This is a genomic window from Marvinbryantia formatexigens DSM 14469 (genome assembly GCF_025148285.1).
Lineage (GTDB): Bacteria > Bacillota > Clostridia > Lachnospirales > Lachnospiraceae > Marvinbryantia > Marvinbryantia formatexigens.
Map to the genome: position 1 here is coordinate 2,425,373 of NZ_CP102268.1, position 17,906 is coordinate 2,443,278.

Annotated in this window: 14 protein-coding genes and 1 other RNA gene; 12 read left to right on the plus strand and 3 right to left on the minus strand. The window is 45.9% G+C overall.

All coding sequences use genetic code 11. The features are described from left to right. The first annotated feature begins 38 nt into the window (after window positions 1-38). Genes NQ534_RS11545 through NQ534_RS11560 form a run of 4 tightly spaced genes read left to right on the plus strand, consistent with a single transcriptional unit; the run spans window position 39 to window position 5,153 of the window. Window positions 39-1,625: a response regulator gene (locus tag NQ534_RS11545; protein ID WP_040781228.1), complete on the plus strand. Its 1,587-nt coding sequence runs from the start codon at window positions 39-41 to the stop codon at window positions 1,623-1,625. Beyond that, window positions 1,549-2,943, plus strand: a complete 1,395-nt coding sequence (locus tag NQ534_RS11550) for a M20/M25/M40 family metallo-hydrolase (RefSeq protein ID WP_074679980.1) — start codon at window positions 1,549-1,551, stop codon at window positions 2,941-2,943. The genes NQ534_RS11545 and NQ534_RS11550 overlap by 77 nt, the downstream gene beginning before the upstream one ends. Continuing rightward, the gene (locus tag NQ534_RS11555; RefSeq protein ID WP_006859884.1) at window positions 2,930-3,847 is read left to right on the plus strand and encodes an aldo/keto reductase; all 918 of its coding nucleotides are present in this window, start codon (window positions 2,930-2,932) and stop codon (window positions 3,845-3,847) included. Before NQ534_RS11550 ends, NQ534_RS11555 begins: the two co-directional genes overlap by 14 nt. Before the next feature lie 25 nt (window positions 3,848-3,872). After that, window positions 3,873-5,153, plus strand: coding sequence for an L-cysteine desulfidase family protein (locus NQ534_RS11560; RefSeq protein WP_006859885.1), 1,281 nt, complete (start codon window positions 3,873-3,875; stop codon window positions 5,151-5,153). Between the two features lie 155 nt (window positions 5,154-5,308). Here NQ534_RS11560 and NQ534_RS11565 read toward each other — a convergent pair whose 3' ends face one another. Beyond that, window positions 5,309-6,073 carry a DeoR/GlpR family DNA-binding transcription regulator gene (locus NQ534_RS11565; protein ID WP_006859886.1) on the minus strand — a complete coding sequence of 255 codons (765 nt, stop codon included), beginning with the start codon at window positions 6,071-6,073 and terminating at the stop codon, window positions 5,309-5,311. Window positions 6,074-6,351: 278 nt separating this feature from the next. On the opposite strand from NQ534_RS11565, the gene NQ534_RS11570 reads away from it, so the two are divergent. The 7 genes from NQ534_RS11570 (at window position 6,352) to NQ534_RS11600 (ending at window position 14,404) form a co-directional block, all read left to right on the plus strand. Then, the gene (locus tag NQ534_RS11570) at window positions 6,352-7,341 is read left to right on the plus strand and encodes an autoinducer 2 ABC transporter substrate-binding protein (protein WP_006859888.1); all 990 of its coding nucleotides are present in this window, start codon (window positions 6,352-6,354) and stop codon (window positions 7,339-7,341) included. Window positions 7,342-7,432: 91 nt separating this feature from the next. Beyond that, window positions 7,433-8,929: a sugar ABC transporter ATP-binding protein gene (locus tag NQ534_RS11575; protein WP_040781231.1), complete on the plus strand. Its 1,497-nt coding sequence runs from the start codon at window positions 7,433-7,435 to the stop codon at window positions 8,927-8,929. 15 nt (window positions 8,930-8,944) lie between these two features. Next, window positions 8,945-9,958, plus strand: a complete 1,014-nt coding sequence (locus tag NQ534_RS11580) for an ABC transporter permease (RefSeq protein WP_006859890.1) — start codon at window positions 8,945-8,947, stop codon at window positions 9,956-9,958. Next, window positions 9,955-10,962, plus strand: a complete 1,008-nt coding sequence (locus NQ534_RS11585; RefSeq protein ID WP_006859891.1) for an ABC transporter permease — start codon at window positions 9,955-9,957, stop codon at window positions 10,960-10,962. Before NQ534_RS11580 ends, NQ534_RS11585 begins: the two co-directional genes overlap by 4 nt. A 12-nt stretch (window positions 10,963-10,974) precedes the next feature. Continuing rightward, window positions 10,975-12,489 carry an FGGY-family carbohydrate kinase gene (locus tag NQ534_RS11590; protein WP_040781234.1) on the plus strand — a complete coding sequence of 505 codons (1,515 nt, stop codon included), beginning with the start codon at window positions 10,975-10,977 and terminating at the stop codon, window positions 12,487-12,489. A gap of 19 nt (window positions 12,490-12,508) precedes the next feature. After that, the gene (locus NQ534_RS11595; protein ID WP_040781236.1) at window positions 12,509-13,315 is read left to right on the plus strand and encodes a BtpA/SgcQ family protein; all 807 of its coding nucleotides are present in this window, start codon (window positions 12,509-12,511) and stop codon (window positions 13,313-13,315) included. A 24-nt stretch (window positions 13,316-13,339) separates the two neighbouring features. After that, entirely contained in the window at window positions 13,340-14,404 is a 1,065-nt protein-coding gene (locus NQ534_RS11600) for an aminopeptidase (protein WP_006859894.1), read from the plus strand. Window positions 14,405-14,475: 71 nt separating this feature from the next. Here the strand turns inward: NQ534_RS11600 and NQ534_RS11605 are convergent, their stop codons facing one another. Both NQ534_RS11605 and ffs read right to left on the minus strand, forming a co-directional pair. Beyond that, window positions 14,476-15,378, minus strand: coding sequence for an RpnC/YadD family protein (locus NQ534_RS11605; protein ID WP_006859895.1), 903 nt, complete (start codon window positions 15,376-15,378; stop codon window positions 14,476-14,478). 218 nt (window positions 15,379-15,596) lie between these two features. Further along, window positions 15,597-15,858, minus strand: an RNA gene (gene ffs, locus NQ534_RS11610) — signal recognition particle sRNA large type. A 343-nt stretch (window positions 15,859-16,201) separates the two neighbouring features. Here ffs and NQ534_RS11615 point away from each other — a divergent pair. Then, on the plus strand, window positions 16,202-17,833 hold the full coding sequence (locus NQ534_RS11615; RefSeq protein WP_006859897.1) for an extracellular solute-binding protein: 1,632 nt from the start codon (window positions 16,202-16,204) through the stop codon (window positions 17,831-17,833). Window positions 17,834-17,906 lie beyond the last annotated feature (73 nt).

Sequence of the window (17,906 nt, forward strand, 5' to 3'; positions counted from 1 at the left end):
GAGGAGTGACCACAGGGGCTGACAGGGAGGGAACAGATTTGAAGCTTCTTGTAGTGGAGGACGAATTGTATGCCAGGGAAGCGCTTGTGAGAAAAATCCGACAGTACGATACAGCAGGTGATTTTCAGATTCTGGAGGCTTCTAACGGAAAAGAGGGCTTCGGATTGTACAGGCAGGAGCAGCCGGAGCTTGTTATAACAGATATACGGATGCCGGGAATGGATGGACTTGAGCTGCTGGAAAACATCCGGCAGCTCGGACAAAAAACGCAGGTGGTTATTCTGAGCGCATATTCGGAATTTGCGTATGCGCAGAAAGCGATTCAGTACGGAGTATCCGATTATCTGCTGAAACCTGTCAGTGATGAAGCACTGGAGAATTGTCTGGATAAATTTATGCAGCGTCATAAAAAGGAGCGCGGGGAAGCGCTGATTACCGGAAAGGATATGGTTACAAGACTTCTGGCGGCGGGAATCCGGGAAGAAAATACAACAGGCTTTGTAGAACGGAGTATGTTCCGGAAAATATTTCCGTCCTGGCAGATTGTTGCGGTATATTTTGAACGCGGGCGGCCGGAGAAGGAAGAATTTCTGGCGGAGATTGAAAAAATATATGGGAGTTCCTTCTGGACCAGAGCGCGTTTTCTGGAGCTGAAAACGGATTTCTGGATTCTTCTGTTTACGGCAGAGCAGGAAAATGTATTTTTGCTGAGAAAGATACGCAGCCGTATCAGCCGGGAAGAGGATAAGGTCTATATGGGCGTCAGCAGGATACACCGGAGCGAAAATGAGGTGCATGATGCTTATCAGGAAGCACTGAATGCTTTGAAAACAAAGGTGTATACGGAAGAAACGCTGCTTTTTGCCGAAACAGCTGAGCCGGATACAGCAGCGGAATATTATCTGCGTGCGGAAAAAGAAGAGCAGCTTCGGAGCGCACTTGCAAAGGGCAGGGAAAAAACGGCGTGCAGCGTGATAGAAGAAGCCTTCCAGGAAATTAAGCAGGCGGGGCGTATTAAGATAAGCTGTCTGGAGCAGGTATATTATCATATTTTGCTGTCCTGCCAGCAGGAAATCGGCATTGAAAAAGAAGATTACGGGCTGGCAGGGATGTCGGCGGGGATCCTGAAATTCCGGTCTCCGGAAGAAATCCGGGATTATCTGTGCAGAGTTGCCGGTGAAATCTGCAGGCTGAAGAGAAACGAAAAAGAAGAATCGCATACGGAAATTGTGAAGCGGATGACAGATTATGCAGAGCAGCATTATTTTGAAAATGTGACGGTAAAGGATCTGGCAGAGCATGTTCTGTATATGAATCCGGACTATCTGAGTCATATTTTTGCGGAAAAGAAGGGCATTAATTTTTCCACGTATCTGCAGCAGGTGAGAATTGAGCATGCCAAAGAGCTTTTGGAAAAGGGCACCTGCTCTGTGACGGAAACAGCTCTGCTGGTCGGCTATAATGATGTGTCGAGGTTTATCCGGGTGTTTAAGCAGGAAACCGGAATGACGCCAAAGAAATACTGCAGCTTGAAGGAGGAAGACGGGGATGAGAGCGGCGGAAAACGGAGCGCCGGAGACGACGCTGAGGAACTGGATAAACGCAAGGGAAAATCAGCTTTGTGAGGATGTATGCGCGCTCGTGCAGATTCCGGGAGTTGCATCCGCGCAGGAAACGGGAGCTGCAGGGGCGCCGTTTGGAGCCGGATGTCGTCTGGCACTGGAAAAAATGCAGGAAATAGCGCGGCGGGAGCATATCCGCCAGGAAGATGCAGACGGCTATTGTCTGATTCTGGAAGCGGGAGAAGGAGATACGGTTATCGGTATTTTCAGTCATCTTGATGTTGTGCCGGCGGGAGAAGGGTGGACATATCCGCCGTTTGCCGGTGTCAGAAAAAACGGGTATCTGATTGGACGCGGCGTACAGGATAATAAAGGACCGGCGATAGCGGCTTTTTATGCGCTCTGCTACTGCCGGGAAAAAGGGCTTCTGGACGCAATCCGGGTACGGCAGGTGCTGGGCTGTCAGGAGGAATGCGGCATGAAGGATGTCGCATATTATCTGGAGAACTATGGCGCTCCGGCATATTCGTTTGTGGCAGACTGTGCGTTTCCGGTCTGCTGCGGAGAGAAAGGAACGCTGCGGATTGAACTGGAGGCAGTACAGAAAACGGAGGAGATTCTGTCACTGTCAGCCGGAACGGTGTGCAACAGTGTTCCGGCTTTTGCAGAAGCGGAAATATTGACGGACGGAAAAAGAGAACATCTGCAGGCAAAGGGAATCGGAGGACATGCAGCCTTTCCGGAAGGAACGGAGAATGCACTGAAGCCTCTGATGGAAAAGATAAGCAGACGAAATCTGTCGGGAAGAACGGCAGCGCTGATACACTTTCTGGAAATGCTGGCGGCAGACGGATACGGAGAGGCAGTTCAGATTGCCTGCGAAGACGATATTTCCGGAAGACTGACCTGCAATCCGGGGATTGTGGGAATCAGAGAAGGAAGATTATATCTGAAAATAGATATCCGGTATCCGGTGACTGTAAAAACAGAAGAATTTCTGCCGGTGCTTTTGCGTAAAGCGGAAAAAGCAGGATTCAGAACAGTGAGCATAGAGGACGATGCTCCGTATTACATGGAAAAGACGCATCCGTTTGTGCAGGTGCTGATGCATGCATGGGAAGAAGAAACCGGAAAAAAGGGAGAACCATTTGTGATGGGCGGCGGAACCTATGCGAGGAAAATTCCGAATGCAGTGGCTTTTGGTCCGGGAATGGAGCAGGATTTTTCTACATTGGAACTGCCGGAAGGACACGGCGGATGCCACAGCGCGGATGAGGCACAGTCCATAGAAAATCTGAAAACAGCGGTAGTTGTTTACGTTAAGGCACTTATAAAAATAAATCAGTGGATAAAGGAGAAGAAAAAAGATGAAAATGTTTAAAATCAGTCCGGAGGTGCCGGAGGTTTCCAGAATCGGTCTGGGGTGTATGCGGATTCCGGAGCTGGAAAATGAAAAAGCGGTAAGAACCCTGATAGAAGGAGCTCTGGAATGCGGAATTAATTTTTTTGACCATGCGGATATTTATGGAGGCGGCAGGGCGGAAGAGCTTTTTGGGGATGCTTTAACGCCGGAACTGAGAGAAAAGCTGGTAATTCAGACAAAATGTGCAATCCATCCGGGAACCAGCTATGATTTTTCAAAAGAGCATATTCTGGAATCGGTAAACGGCAGCTTAAAACGTCTGAAAACGGAGTATGTTGATTTGCTGCTGCTGCACAGACCGGATGCACTGATGCAGCCGGAGGAGGTTGCGGAAGCGTTCGAAATTTTGAAAAGAGAGGGCAAGGTAAAAGCGTTTGGTGTCAGCAATCACAATCCGATGCAGATTGAGCTGCTGAACAGCGCGTGTGACAATCAGATTTGTGTAAACCAGATTCAGTATTCTGTAGCTCACTGCCCGACGATTGATGCCGGATTTAATGTGAATGTCGGCAATGATGCCGGATGCAGCAGAGACGGCAGTGTGATAGAATACTGCCGTCTGAAAAAAATAACGCTGCAGGCATGGTCGCCGTTCCAGTATGGGATGTTTGAGGGAACCTTTATCGGAAGTCCCAGATTCCCGGAACTGAATGATGTGTTAAACCGTCTGGCGGATAAGTATCAGGTGAGTGTAAATGCGATTGCGATTGCCTGGATTCTGCGCCATCCGGCTGGCATACAGGCGATTGTCGGGAGCACGAAGCTTCAGAGAGTACGCGATACGGCAGAAGCAGCCGGGGTTGAGCTGACGAGAGATGAGTGGTATGAGCTGTATATGTCGGCGGGGAAGAATCTGCCGTAAACGGTAAAAGGACAGGTGAGATAATTTGGATGCGAAATGCTACCAGACGTATCTGGAGATACTGCATGAGGAGCTGGTTCCGGCACTTGGCTGCACGGAGCCGATTGCGATTGCTTATGCATCGGCTTACGCAGAAGAAGTGCTGGGAGAATTTCCGGTGCATATGGATATTTTCTGCAGCGGAAATATCGTGAAAAATGTGAAAAGCGTTACTGTTCCGAATTCCGGGGGATTAAAAGGAATCGAAACGGCTGCGATTCTGGGGGCGGTGGGCGGAGATGCGCACAAAAAACTGGAGGTTCTGGAGGGCGTGACAGACGAACACCGGAAATTGACGAAAGAGCTTCTGGAGGGGGATTTCTGCACCTGTCATCTGCAAAAGGGTGCGGCAAATCTCTATATCCGTGCAGAGCTGCAGGGGAAGGAGCACAGCAGTCTTGTGGTGATAGAGGACAGTCATACCAATATTGTTCTTGTCCGGAAGGATGGGCAGACGCTTTTTGAAGCTGCAAAGACAGGCGGAACGCCAGAGGAAAAAACGGAAAAGCGGGATTTGCTGAGTATAGAGAAAATTCTGGAGTTTGCGGACAGCGTGAGCATGGAAGACATAGAGGAAGTTATCGGCAGACAGGTAGATATGAATACGGAAATTTCGGATGAAGGTCTGAAGCATCCTTATGGCGCGCAGGTAGGAAGAACGATTCTGAAAGCATATGGCGGGGATGTTAAGGAACGTGCCAGAGCCAGAGCGGCGGCTGGCTCGGATGCCAGAATGAACGGCTGTTCCATGCCGGTGATTATTAATTCCGGCAGCGGCAACCAGGGCATGACCTGTTCGCTTCCGGTTATTGAATACGCGAAAGAATGGAAGGTTTCCAGAGAGAAAATGTACCGGGCGCTGGTTGTCAGCAATCTGGTTGCGATTCATCAGAAAAAATATATCGGCAGCCTTTCGGCTTACTGCGGTGCCGTTAGTGCGGCGTGCGGTGCAGGCGCGGCAATTACCTGGATGCATGGGGGTGATTACGACGCGGTGTGCAGGACCATCACAAATACCATCGCAAATATGGGCGGAGTGGTCTGTGACGGCGCAAAATCCTCCTGTGCGGCAAAGATTGCCTCAGCGGTGGATGCGGCAATTCTGGCATATTCGCTGGAAAGAGAAAACCGCTGTTTTCAGCCGGGCGAAGGTCTGGTGCGCAGCGACGTGGAAGGCACAATAAAAAGTATGGGATATGTGGGAAGAGTGGGGATGAAGGAAACAGATGAGACCATCCTTAATCTGATGCTGCAAAAAGATGTCTGAATGTAAAGGAACATACCCTTGATTATTGTTTTTTTATATGGCAACGGTGGCTCAATACCTTCCTTCTGATATTTTTATTATATTAGAATAATGGTTATGGATATAGAAACGCCCGGCTTTCACCGGGACGATGTCTACAGTCTGACCGGACAGCTTCAGGGCTGTCCGGTCGTAATAATTTCTACACCTTTTTCGGAGAAACCGCGCCGGTTACGCTCGTCAATCTGGTTAATGATAAGCTTGTCTATTGCGGAAATATCACATAAATAGCAAAATACTTTTTTATCCAGTTTACTGTTATCTGTTACCATAATAATTTCATCTGCTGCGCGAATCATGGCAGATTTAATATCTACCTCTCCATAGGTGCGGTTTGAAATGCCAAAATCCAAATCTACCGCGTCACATCCGAGAAAGGTCTTGTTTACATGGAGACGGGAAAAAAAATCAACTGCGATGTTTCCTGTCAGAGTATAAACGGGGTCACTCAGAGTACCACCGCAGACAATCACTGTTACATTTTCTCTGCCGGATAGTTCCATAGCTATTTTAATATCATCCGTTACGACTGTAATATTTTTCTGGGTAATATTTTTGGCAATTTCCAGTGTGGTGGAACCGGAATCCAGAATGATAATGTCTCCATCCTTGATGTAATTAGCAGCGGCGATGCCGATGCTTTTTTTTGCTGCCTGGTTATGCTCTGCTTTACGGGCATAAGGGATTTCATGGAGTCCCTCCGTAACAGCGACAGCGCCGCCGTGGGTTTTTACAACCAGTCCCTCGGCAGCCAGCATTTCGATGTCACGACGGATGGTAACTTTCGAAACGTTAAAAATTTTTGCCAGTTCGGTAGTATTGGCTTTCTGGGTTTTGTTAATATACTCCTGAATGTGCTTTTGGCGTTCGATTTGAAACATACTGATTCCTCCGTGGATTATTTGGAATTATTCACGTACGCATGCCTTATTCTGGTGCTGTCAGCGTTTTGAAAGGCCGTTCTATCTATTATGACAGATTATACCATAAAAGTGCACAAAGTAAAAGAGAAAATAAAAATAAACAAAAACACAAAAAAATACATTGACAAGAAAGGAAAAGCAAGTTATAATTACCAATATCAAGGGAAAAGGAACACGAAAACAAGTAAAAAGACATGAAAATAAAACGTGTCAGATAAGAAAAGGAGGCAAAGTACATGAAGAAGAAAATGGCAATGGTTATGGCTGCTTCAGCAGCAACGGCAATTTTTGCAGGCAGCGCAATGACGGCGATGGCAGAGGGTTATACAATTGCAAATACCCCGAAGTGCATCGGTATTTCCTGGTGGGACAGAATGCAGGTGGGAAATGAAAGATTTACAGAAGCGACAGGAAATGAGGTATATCAGTCGGGACCAACCGGAGATGCAGACGTAGCGGTGCAGATTTCCAGTATTGAAGATGCAATTGCATCAGGGGTCGATGCAATTACAGTAATCCCTTCTGACCCGTCTGCAGTGGAAACTACGCTGGCAAAAGCACTGGATAACGATATTGTCGTGATTTCGCATGAAGCGGAAGGGCTTGAAAATACAGACTATGATCTGGAAGCGTTTGTAAATGAAGAGTATGGCGCGCATATGATGGATTTGCTGGCAGAGCAGATGGGTAGCGAAGGCGGATATGTTATTATGATGGGAACACTGACTGCCTCTTCACATCAGCAGTGGACGGAAGGAGCAATTAAGCGCCAGGAAGAAATGTACCCGGACATGTATCAGGTATGCGACCCGGTTGAAGGCTCCAGCCAGGAGGCATCCTACAATGCTGCAAAAGAGGTAATAGCTGCTTATCCGGAAATTGGCGGATTTATTGGCTGCGATACAAATAATCCTCCGGGAATTGCAATGGCGGTCGAGGAAGCCGGTAAATCAGGGGAAATTGCAGTAACCGGTACCTGTCTGGTTTCACAGGCAAAGGATTATCTGAATAGTGGAACTATAAAGACATTTACTTTCTGGGACCCGGCTGATGCGGGAGAGGCAATGTGTGCGCTGGCAGTAAAAGTTCTGGATGGGGAAACCATTGAAGATGGTATTAATCTTGGCGTGGATGGCTATGAAGCATGCACGGTAAAGGATAATATTATTTATGGAGAGGCATGGGTAGACGTAACAACAGACAACATGGGTGATTACGATTTTTGACAGACGGCTGATTACATGCGGAAATTGACGGGGCTGTACTGTACGGTCCCGTCTTTTGTTTTTTGGCTATTGCGGCGGGGGTGGTGGAAATTTGAAAAATATCGTCCGGATTAATAATATGTATAAATCCTTTTACGGCGCAATGGCGCTGGACGGGATGAACTTTGAAATTAACGAAGGGGAAATACGCTGTCTGATTGGTGAAAACGGATGCGGAAAATCCACAATGATTAAAGTGATTTCGGGATTCCATCCGTTTGACAGTGGAGAATTGTATATCAATGATAAGTTATATAAGAAAATTACTCCGGCGGAATCTATCGCAGAAGGGGTGCAGGTAATTTATCAGGATTTTTCGCTGTTTCCCAATATGACGATTGCGGAAAATATAATGATGTACGCTACGGTGGCGGAAGGCAGGACGATCGTACGGTGGAAAAAAATCCGGGAAAAAGCGGTGGAAATTCTTCAGCGCGTTCAGTTTGAGATTGATCCGGATACTTATGTGTCGAAGCTGAATGTAGCACAGAAGCAGATGGTGGCGATATGCCGTGCAATCGTGCAGAATGCAAGACTGCTGATTATGGATGAACCTACTACAGCACTGACGAACAGAGAAGTAGAGAGGCTGTTTGAAATTGTACGCAGACTTCAGCAGGAAGGGGTATCTGTTCTGTTTGTGAGCCATAAACTGGATGAAATTTCAGAAATATGCGATAGTTATACCATTATGAGAAATGGGAAAAATGTGTTTCAGTCGGAAAAAGGCGATGGAAAGATGCCCAGAGAAGATATGGTTCGTTATATGACCGGCAAAAAATTTACAAGTGAGACACATGTTTATGTAAAACGGGATTCGGTTCCGGCTTTGAAGCTGAATGCGCTGACATTAGATGGAGCTTTTGAGGATATTAGCCTGTCTCTTTATAAAGGAGAAGTGCTTGGCATTACAGGGTTGCTGGGCTGCGGCCGAACGGAACTTGCGGAAACGCTGTTCGGATTGCGGCAGGCAACGGGCGGAAATATTGATGTTTCTGGCAAAAATACAGGTGTTTTCCGAAGGGTGGATGATGCACTGAAGAATAATATTGCCTATGTGCCGGAGGACCGTCTGACAGAGGGACTATACCTGGAGCAGAGCATTGCGGATAATGTGATTGCCCGGATCGTACGGAACTATGCAGGAAAATGCGGACTTCTGAGAATGAAAGCATTGAAAAAGAAACAACGGGAAGTTCTGAGTTCCATGAATGTTGCCGGTATGGTTCCGAAAAATCCGGCAAGTTCTCTGTCAGGTGGGAATCAGCAGAAAATCGTACTAATGAAATGGCTGGCTTCCGAACCGGATATTCTGATTCTGAATTGTCCGACAGTAGGGGTGGATGTGGGCGCCAAAAGCGATATTCATAAAATCATACGTGACCTTGCAAGAGAGAAGGGCGTGGCAGTGATAGTGGTATCTAACGATATGTATGAAATTATGCAGACCTGCAATCGCGTCCTGATTATGAAGGAAGGCAGGATTTCAAAAGAACTTGATATCAGAGATACAACGATGGATGAACTGGAATTACTGGCGGCAGAATGAGAAGGAGGAAGAAGGATGAAGAAAATATGGAAAAGCAGTCAGTTTGCCCTGTTCTTTCTGCTGGCGGCTGCAATTCTGATTTTTGGTGTGATTAACCCGGACATTTTGTCTGCAGCAAGCTTATATTCGCTGGCGAGAACCTGCGCTGTTCCGGCAATTTTTGCGCTGGCGATTATGGTAGTGATGATACTTGGAGAGCTGGACATGTCATTTTGCGTGATAGGTGCTTTTGGCTCCTATGCAACGATGTATTTCTTGACATCATACGGTTATATGGATGTGCCGCTGATTGTTATCTTTCTTATGTCCATAGCAGTTAGTGTAGCGCTTCAGCTTGTAAACTGGGTCCTGATTGACCGGATGAAAATGCAGTCTTTTATCGCGACGCTTGGTATGCAGACATTTTTGAAAGGAGCGGTTCTGGCATTTATTGGCTCATCATATATTTATACGCTGCCAACGGCGGCAGTAGGCTTTGGCTCTACCTATCTGGCGACTGCGAAATATGCAAGCGGGGTAGAAAGTCAGCTCCCGGCGGCAATTCTTCTGACGCTTGCAATGTATCTTGCTTTACATATTGTACTGGAACACACCTGTTTTGGAAGAAAGCTGTATGCTATAGGTGGTGATGCGGATGCAGCAAAGCGTGCAGGCATATCTGTTTCACATATCCGTTTTTCTGCTTTCGTGATTGTAGGAGTGATTTGCGGGATTGGCGGGGTAGTACATAATAGTCTTGGACGCTGCTCGCTGCCGATGCCGACGGACCTGGTGGGACAGGAGTTAAACGGGATTGCAGCTGTTGTGCTGGGGCGGGGCGCCGCACAACAGGCAAAGGGTACTGTTATTGGTACATTGCTGGGGGTTCTGCTTTTGCAGTTTATTTCCAATAATCTGATTATGATTGGCGTTCCTTCGTATTATCAGGACTTTGTGACCGGTATAATTATTTTTGTGGGGCTGATTTCACAGTCTTATCAGAGAAAGGGACGCAGAGGAAAACTGCGGAAAAAGGAGGCGCAGGTATGAAAAAGGAAAAGAGTTTCTGGTCTGGTGCAGACCGGGATGTTATGAAAATGACTGTCATTACAGTTCTGATTTTTGTGATTATGGTTTCCATGAATGAAAAATTTCTGAGAGCCAGTAACCTGACTTCTATGTGCTTCCAGCTTCCGGAACTTGGATTGTATTCGCTTGCCATGATGATGGCGATGCTTTCGGGCGGGATCGATTTGTCAGTAGTTTCCACCGGGAACCTGGCGGCAATCAGCGCGGCACTGATTCTGCATCCGGCGGCGGAGAACGAAGTAACCGGCGGAGTTTTGTTCGGTTGTGTGATATTGGCTGTTCTGGCATCGTTGGCAGTGGGGGCTTTGTTTGGATTCATAAATGGTTTTGTAATTGCGAATCTGAATGTGCCGCCAATGCTGGCAACGATGGCTTCACAGACCTTTATCAAAGGAATTTCCATTATTGTAACACAGGGAAAGAGCGTTTCGGGAACGCCGGAGCAATTTGTTTATTTTGGTTCAGCCACTCTTCTGGGAATTCCGTATACTATGTGGCTGTTGATAGTGGTGTTTGCAGTAACAGCAGTTTTGCTATATAGGACGCGGTTTGGCTTTGAAGTAAAAATGGTGGGTGCAAATCCAAAGACCAGTCATTTTACCGGAATGAATATTAAAAGAATATACATTAAGGCATACCTGTATTCCGGCATCGTCAGTGCAATCTGTGGTCTTGCAATTCTGATGAGAACGGACACCGCAAAGGCGGATTATGCATCTACTTATGTTATGCAGGCGATTCTCTGCAGTGTGCTTGGGGCAACGAATCCGGATGGGGGAACCGCAAAAATCTCCTGTATGGTGCTTTCTCTGCTGTCGCTGCAATTTTTGTCATCGGGCTTTAATATGATGCATTTGAGCAGTTATTTTAAAGAATTTACCTGGGGATTGCTCCTGATTGCGGTGCTGAGTATTAATTTTTTCACAGCTTATATCCGCCAGAAACGCGGTCTGCATAAGGCATAAGGAGGAGATGTGTTGAAAAAGTATTTACTTGGATTTGACGTGGGAACCTCGGAATCGAAAGGAACGCTTACGAATTTGACAGGAAAGGTTCTGGCGACTGCAGCCGTAAAGCATGGCGTGATTTCCATGCAGCCGGGATTTGCGGAGCATGACCCGATGAAAGACTGGATGGAGGATTTCAGAAAAGTAATTTGCAGTCTTCTCGGACAGGTCCGGGGAAATGCGGAAGAAATTGCGGCAGTGGGAATCAGTACGATTATGGCGGCGGTTACATTTGTGGATGAAAACTGTGAGCCTTTGCGCAACGCCATATTATATGGCATTGACACAAGATGTGTGAAGCAGACAGAAGAAATCAATAGAATAATCGGGCGTGAGCGCATGGAAGAGGAATTTGGAACACTCTGTACAGTAGAGCATTTTGGACCGAAGATTTTGTGGGTAAAAGAAAACGAACCGGAAATTTTTGCAAGAACAAAGCATATTACTTTTGCATCTGGCTTTCTGACAGCGCGGCTTACCGGAAAGTATTTTGTGGATAAATATTCTGTCAGCAGTGCGCTGCCTATGCTGGATGCGAAGACAATGCAGTGGGGAAGATTCTGTGATTTAATCTGTCCCCGGGAAATACTGCCGCAGATTGCCGAGAGCACCTATTCTGTTATTGGAACGGTTACCCGGCAGGCGGCAGAAGAAACAGGGCTGGCGGAAGGTACTGCTGTTATCTGCGGTACAACGGATGCCGGTGCGGAGGCGGTAAGTGCTGGTGTGGTACAGCAGGGGGATACGATGCTTATGTATGGGTCTACCGCTTTCTTTATCGGGGTGACAGAGAAGAAAACGGATCATACGAAGTTATGGCACTGCGATTATACCATTGACTGGCTGCACTGTTATACTGCGGGAATGGCAACGACAGGTTCGCTTACCAGGTGGTTGCGGGATGAAATGGCTTTGGATCTGGTAAAGAAGGAGGAAGCTGGCGGTGAAAATGCCTACACAGCGCTTTTCAGGGAAGCTGAGGAAATACCGGCGGGCAGCGAGGGACTGATTGTGCTCCCTTATTTTCAAGGAGAAAGGATGCCCTTGCAGGATCCAAAAGCAAAAGGTATGATTTTTGGACTGAATCTGCGCCATACCAGAGGGCATGTTATACATGCAGCTCTTGAAGGAATTGGTTATGGGATTGCACAGAATATGCAGCTTTTTGCAGATGCAGGAATACCGGCTGATTGTGTGACAGCAGTGGGAGGGGGAACAAAATCTCTTTTGTGGCTGCAAATTGTCAGTGATATCTGCGGGATTACCCAGCAGGTTCCGGAAATAACGATAGGCGCTTCTTATGGGGATGCCCTGATGGCTGGTCTGGCCGTGGAAACGATAGAAGGACCGGAGGCGATAAAACGTCTTGTCCAAATACGGCATGTGATTAAACCGGATATGGAAAATTTTCGTAAGTATCAGAAATATAAGGAAATGTTTGCGCAGCTTTATGAGCGCAATAAGGATATTATGCACAAACTTTAAAAGGATGGAGGATATTACAATGAAGTGGATTAAAGAAGTATTTGGAACAGAAAAACCGATTGTTGCAATGTGTCATCTGCAGGCAATGCCGGGGGATCCCTATTATGATAAGTCCAAAGGAATGAAAGAGATTCTTGATAAAGCAAGACATGATTTGCTTGCACTGCAGAGAGGCGGTGTGGATGCTGTAATGTTTAGCAATGAATTCAGTCTTCCCTATCTCACAAAAGTAAAAACAGAGACGGTTGCCTGCATGGCACGGATTATTGGAGAACTGAAGGAAGAAATTGAAATACCGTATGGGGTGAACTGCCTGTGGGATCCGGTTGCATCTCTTGACCTGGCAGTGGCGACAGACGCAAAGTTTATACGTGAGATTTTTACCGGGGTTTATGCGAGTGATTTCGGGTTGTGGAATACGAACTGCGGTGAGACGGTGCGTCACCAACGGGAAATCGGCGCTGAAAATGTAAAACTTATGTTTAATATTGTACCGGAAGCAGCACAGTATCTGACGGACAGGTCTATTGAATCTATTGCGAAGACGACGGTATTTAACTGCCGTCCGGATGTGCTTTGCGTATCTGGTGCGACCGCAGGTTCTGCGACAAATCCGGATACCTTGAAGCGGGCAAAATCGGCAGTTCCGGAGACACCTGTTTTTGCGAATACTGGTTGTCGTGTGGATACGATTGAAGGGCTTCTTCAGATTGCAGACGGGGCGGTTGTTGGAACAACTTTTAAGGAAGACGGAAAATTTGAAAATCTTACAGACGAGGGGCGCGTAAAAGAATTTATGGATACTGTAAAGTCCTTCCGCAAATAGATAACACGCACAGAGAGGTGTAAAATGAATACCGATAAGAGATGGAAAGTGTTAGGTGAATCACTGGTTAATTATTCTCTGACCATTCAGCCGGGAGAACGTCTGATGATTGCTATGTATGAGACGGAATCATATCCGCTGGCGTTGGCTGTTTACGAAGCATGCATAAAAGCGGGAGGCTATCCGCAAATTCAGTTTATGAGTGAGGCGCTGAAACATGCTGTGCTAAAATATGGTAACGAGGAGCAGATTTCCTGGGTGCCGGAAATTGAAAAATATGGGATGGAGTGGGCAGATTGTTATCTGGCGCTCAGAGGAGCATTCAATTTGAATGAATGTTTTGATATTCCGGCGGATAAACTGGCAAAATATCAGAAGGCAATGGGCGTAATATCCGGGCTGCGCTGGAAAGAAACGCGCTGGGCACTGGTGAGGGTGCCGAATGAACGGTTTGCACAGCAGGCAAACGTAAGTTATGAATATATGATGGATATGTTTTTTGATGCCTGCAGTATAGACTGGGCGGAGCATGTAAAGGAATGGCAGAGAGTGGCGGATATTCTGGATAAGGGGAATCATCTGCGTCTGACCGGAGACGGAACAGATTTTTCTTTTGATTATGGCGGAAAGAAGTGGATTGTTGCCGATAATAAGACTAATATTCCGGATGGAGAAATTAATGTGGCGCCCATCTGGAATACGGTGCAGGGAGTGGTTTCTTTTGATTTTCCTGCAACTATCGGAGGAAAGGTAATCCATAATCTGAAGTTGACCTTTGCAGACGGTGTGGTAACGGAAGTACAGGCAGATGACAATGTGGACTTTGTAAAACAGATTATTGCCACCGATGAGGGGGCTAATCGTATAGGTGAGTTTGCGTTTGGGACAAATCCATATGTTAATGTGTGTACAACAGATATATTGATTGATGAAAAGATTTTTGGCACGATTCATATGGCGCTTGGAAGACCGTATGATAATGCGTATTATTCGTCCATCCACTGGGATATTATTAAAGATATGCGCAAAGGTGGAAGCGTGACGGTGGACGGAAAAGAGATTTACAGAGATGGGAAATTTTTGATATAACTCCATGTATAACAAAGTCTCCCCGGCAAATGAGCCGGGGAGTTTTTCGGTGATGCATGTTGCTTTAATGGTTATGCAGTGGGAGAACTGACGTTATCAGGTGAACTGTGCTTTTTCTTCAATTCTTCAAGCTGTGCACGAAGCGCAGCAAGTTCACCTTTCAACTCACTGTTTTGCGTTTCCAGTTCGTCAATTCGTATCCGGTATTTGTCATTTGGCAATTCTATGGCGCCTGGCAGTAATGGTTTCATTTGCTCGCCTCCGTTTTTTTGATAATACAACACAATGTTTTCATACAGAAGATTCGTGAGCTCAACTAACTGATTGGCATCGTCTCTGGTAATGTTGCCGACCATCAGATTCGCTTTTATACTATTTAGTATATCAGATTCAACGATCTCTTTCAACTTCTGAAATTTATCAGGTGAGAAAATTTTTGATTTCCTGCTGTCCAGAAGCAGCCTGCGCAGGCGCAGTACCTGGAAAGGGATAAGTACGATCAGCTTTTTTCTGTTTAGCTCGGCCAGTGGATGACGGAGGTAAACATAATTTTTTACTTTATAATCAAACGTTCCTTGACCGGCAAAATGTATATGTATGACGCTTTCCTCCGGAACATTTTCCTGCTCACTGAGGTAAACGATGACCGGTTCTGGAAAACACAGAGAAAGATGGTCGCTGCGTGTTTCCAGAGCATGGTAAAAGCCGTACTCGAAAGCACGGAGGACAATAGACTTATCATATGTCATCTGTGCCTCAAGATGATAGTGATACTCTCCGGCGACAGTAATAAAAATATCCGCAAACCGGTGTTCCAGAGCAGCGTTTGTTGATTCACGGTTATTGTATATAATACTGCTGCCAGGGGAATGGTCTGTATCAAATAAACCATTAATAAGTAATATAATGGCGGCATCAGATAGTGAAAAAATTCTTTTAAAAATACGGTCAAAAACCTGATTGGTTATTTCCATAGGCAAACTCCTTTTTATTCATAAAAGTTTTTTATGTTAGCATGCGTATACGCGAATTCGTGGCGATTAGCCGGATCTTTTGAAATGTATCTATATGATAGCATGACAAAAAGGCTATGTCAATAATATTATTTGATGACACTAAAGATATATAAAACGGAAGAAAAAAAGCAGCTTCCATGCTGCTTCTTAACATCAGATAATTCTGCATTTTATATCCACGCGCCGCACTTCGAATTCCCACCACAGACGTTACCTCTACAGTTAACTCGGCCCAGGCACCCTTGCAACACACAAAAGGTTCTGCTTAGTGCTGCTTCATTCCTGACCTGACACGGTTCACAGAGTTCTGTTGTGCAAGACCCAGACGTCAACGCCACTTATAGAGGGCAGCTCCACAATGAAAAACCCTCGGATTGGCATCACCCCTGCTGTAGCGGATTGCAGGTACAGGGCACCGCTATCTCCCCGGTTGCGTGGACTTTTTAACTATACCCTGTTTTCGATGAAATGTCAATGAAATTAAGCAGAATCTTATAATCAATTCGTATGTGCCACTTCAGAACCCGGCTATTTCATGAAATATGACAATTTTGAACAGACAAAACAAACGATTTCAAACAAAATCCGTGATAATACTGTGAAAATGCATAAAAAGGAAAAAACTGTTCCTTTAAAATTGTACAGAAATGACATATACTGATTTCATCAAAACCAAAACGCATTTGAAACGGCCGAAAAAATGAAGTGGGTTTGAGACAGATGGCTTTGTTCGGGAACACGATGTTTCCGGTAAATTTGAAAAGGGAAGGAGAGCTTTTATATGAGGAAAAGATTTATTAGAAAAATAACAGTGGTTTCTATGGCAGTAATGATGACAGCGGCAGGTGGAAGGACAGCTTTTGCAGAAGAAATACCCGATATAGATGCGACAGGTACCGTTTATGATCTGGGAGGACAGACTCTTCCTATCTGTGAACCGGGCGAGGTAAGTCTTACTTATATGGGAAACGATACCTGGTGTGCGGGCGTGAGCTACAATGATGGAACAGCGGTACAGAAGGAGATTGAGAAGCGTACCGGCGTACATATTGAATGGGATACCTACAGCAGTGATGTAGAGACTGTGCTACAGACCAGAATGGCTTCCCTGGAAGGGCTGCCGGATATGGTGGAGGTACCTCCGTTTGATTCTAATGTAGGAGTAGATACATATTCCAGAAACGGCATCCTGATACCGCTTAATGATTTGATTGCGGAATATGCGCCAAATATCCAGGCGCTATTTGAGAAGTACCCGGCGCTTGAGGCAATGTGTACCTCCTCTGATGGCAACATCTATGCTCTGGCTGGATGGTGGGGCGATATCAATGATTATGTGCCGGACTATCTTTATATCCGGCAGGACTGGCTTGATAATCTGGGACTGGAAATGCCGGGCACGATAGATGAGCTTTACGATGTTATGGTAGCGTTTAAGGAAAAGGATGCGAATGGAAACGGGGATCTGAATGATGAAATTCCGCTTGCTACGAAGGCAGGTCTGAAAAATCTTTATTTTCTGATGACCGGTTTTGGATATGATACGAACAGCCTCTGGTACACTGATGCAGAAGGCAAGGTACATTACGCAGCGGTGGAGCAGCAGTACAAGGATATGCTGACTTTTTTGAATAAGTGCTACTCTGAAGGTCTGATTTCAGATGACCTGGATGGCACGCTGCTTACTCAGAATATCACAGAAGACAGGGTGGGAATTGTGTGCCATGATCCGGCAGACAATATGGCTTCTTCTGACGATCTGGCAATGACGAAAAATCCTGACTGTAATTATCAGTTTATGCCGGTGATTCAGGCAGATGAAAATGGGACTGCACAGATGACGAAGCGGGCATTAACCTGGCATTATTACGGAATTACTTCTGCCTGCGAAAATCCGGAAGCGGCAATCCGGTGGATTGATTATGTGTACGCCAGTGAAGATGGCAGAATGCTTTACAGCTATGGAATAGAAGGATTGTCCTATGAAAAGGATGAAAATGGCAATATTACTTTTACGGATCTGATTACCAATAATGAGACTTATACATCTGCATTTTCTGCGCTGCGCAGTATCGGCGCGTGGCCAACTTATTTTATTAATGATTCTGGTGAAGCTTTCATGAAAATTTTTGAAGGAACCAAGGTTGAGGATGCGTGTAAGGCAGCTTACGGAAATATGAAGGATCCGTTCCCGGAGATGCTGGGAACTGCGGAGGAATCAGAGATATATACAAGCATGTGGCCGGATCTGTCCACTTATCTGGATGAGATGTTTACGGCATTTGTAATAGGTACAGAGTCATTGGATAATTTTGACAGTTACGTAGAAACAGCGAATAGCATGGGGATGCAGCAGATTATTGAGACGAAAGAAGCGCAGTATGTCAGATATCAGGAGATTACTGCCGGGTGAAAATGAGAAATTCAGAGAAAACATATGGATAATATTTTAAGAAATTGAAAGAAGTAAACTCCGGCGCCGGTTC

Excerpts from the sequence above, each read along its gene's own strand:
- NQ534_RS11550 (WP_074679980.1), top strand. The coding sequence starts at position 1,549 with ATGAGAGCGGCGGAAAACGGAGCGCCGGAGACGACGCTGAGGAACTGG.
- NQ534_RS11555 (WP_006859884.1), top strand. The coding sequence starts at position 2,930 with ATGAAAATGTTTAAAATCAGTCCGGAGGTGCCGGAGGTTTCCAGAATC.
- NQ534_RS11565 (WP_006859886.1), bottom strand. The coding sequence starts at position 6,073 with ATGTTTCAAATCGAACGCCAAAAGCACATTCAGGAGTATATTAACAAA.
- NQ534_RS11570 (WP_006859888.1), top strand. The coding sequence starts at position 6,352 with ATGAAGAAGAAAATGGCAATGGTTATGGCTGCTTCAGCAGCAACGGCA.
- NQ534_RS11580 (WP_006859890.1), top strand. The coding sequence starts at position 8,945 with ATGAAGAAAATATGGAAAAGCAGTCAGTTTGCCCTGTTCTTTCTGCTG.
- NQ534_RS11585 (WP_006859891.1), top strand. The coding sequence starts at position 9,955 with ATGAAAAAGGAAAAGAGTTTCTGGTCTGGTGCAGACCGGGATGTTATG.
- NQ534_RS11595 (WP_040781236.1), top strand. The coding sequence starts at position 12,509 with ATGAAGTGGATTAAAGAAGTATTTGGAACAGAAAAACCGATTGTTGCA.
- NQ534_RS11600 (WP_006859894.1), top strand. The coding sequence starts at position 13,340 with ATGAATACCGATAAGAGATGGAAAGTGTTAGGTGAATCACTGGTTAAT.
- NQ534_RS11605 (WP_006859895.1), bottom strand. The coding sequence starts at position 15,378 with ATGGAAATAACCAATCAGGTTTTTGACCGTATTTTTAAAAGAATTTTT.
- NQ534_RS11615 (WP_006859897.1), top strand. The coding sequence starts at position 16,202 with ATGAGGAAAAGATTTATTAGAAAAATAACAGTGGTTTCTATGGCAGTA.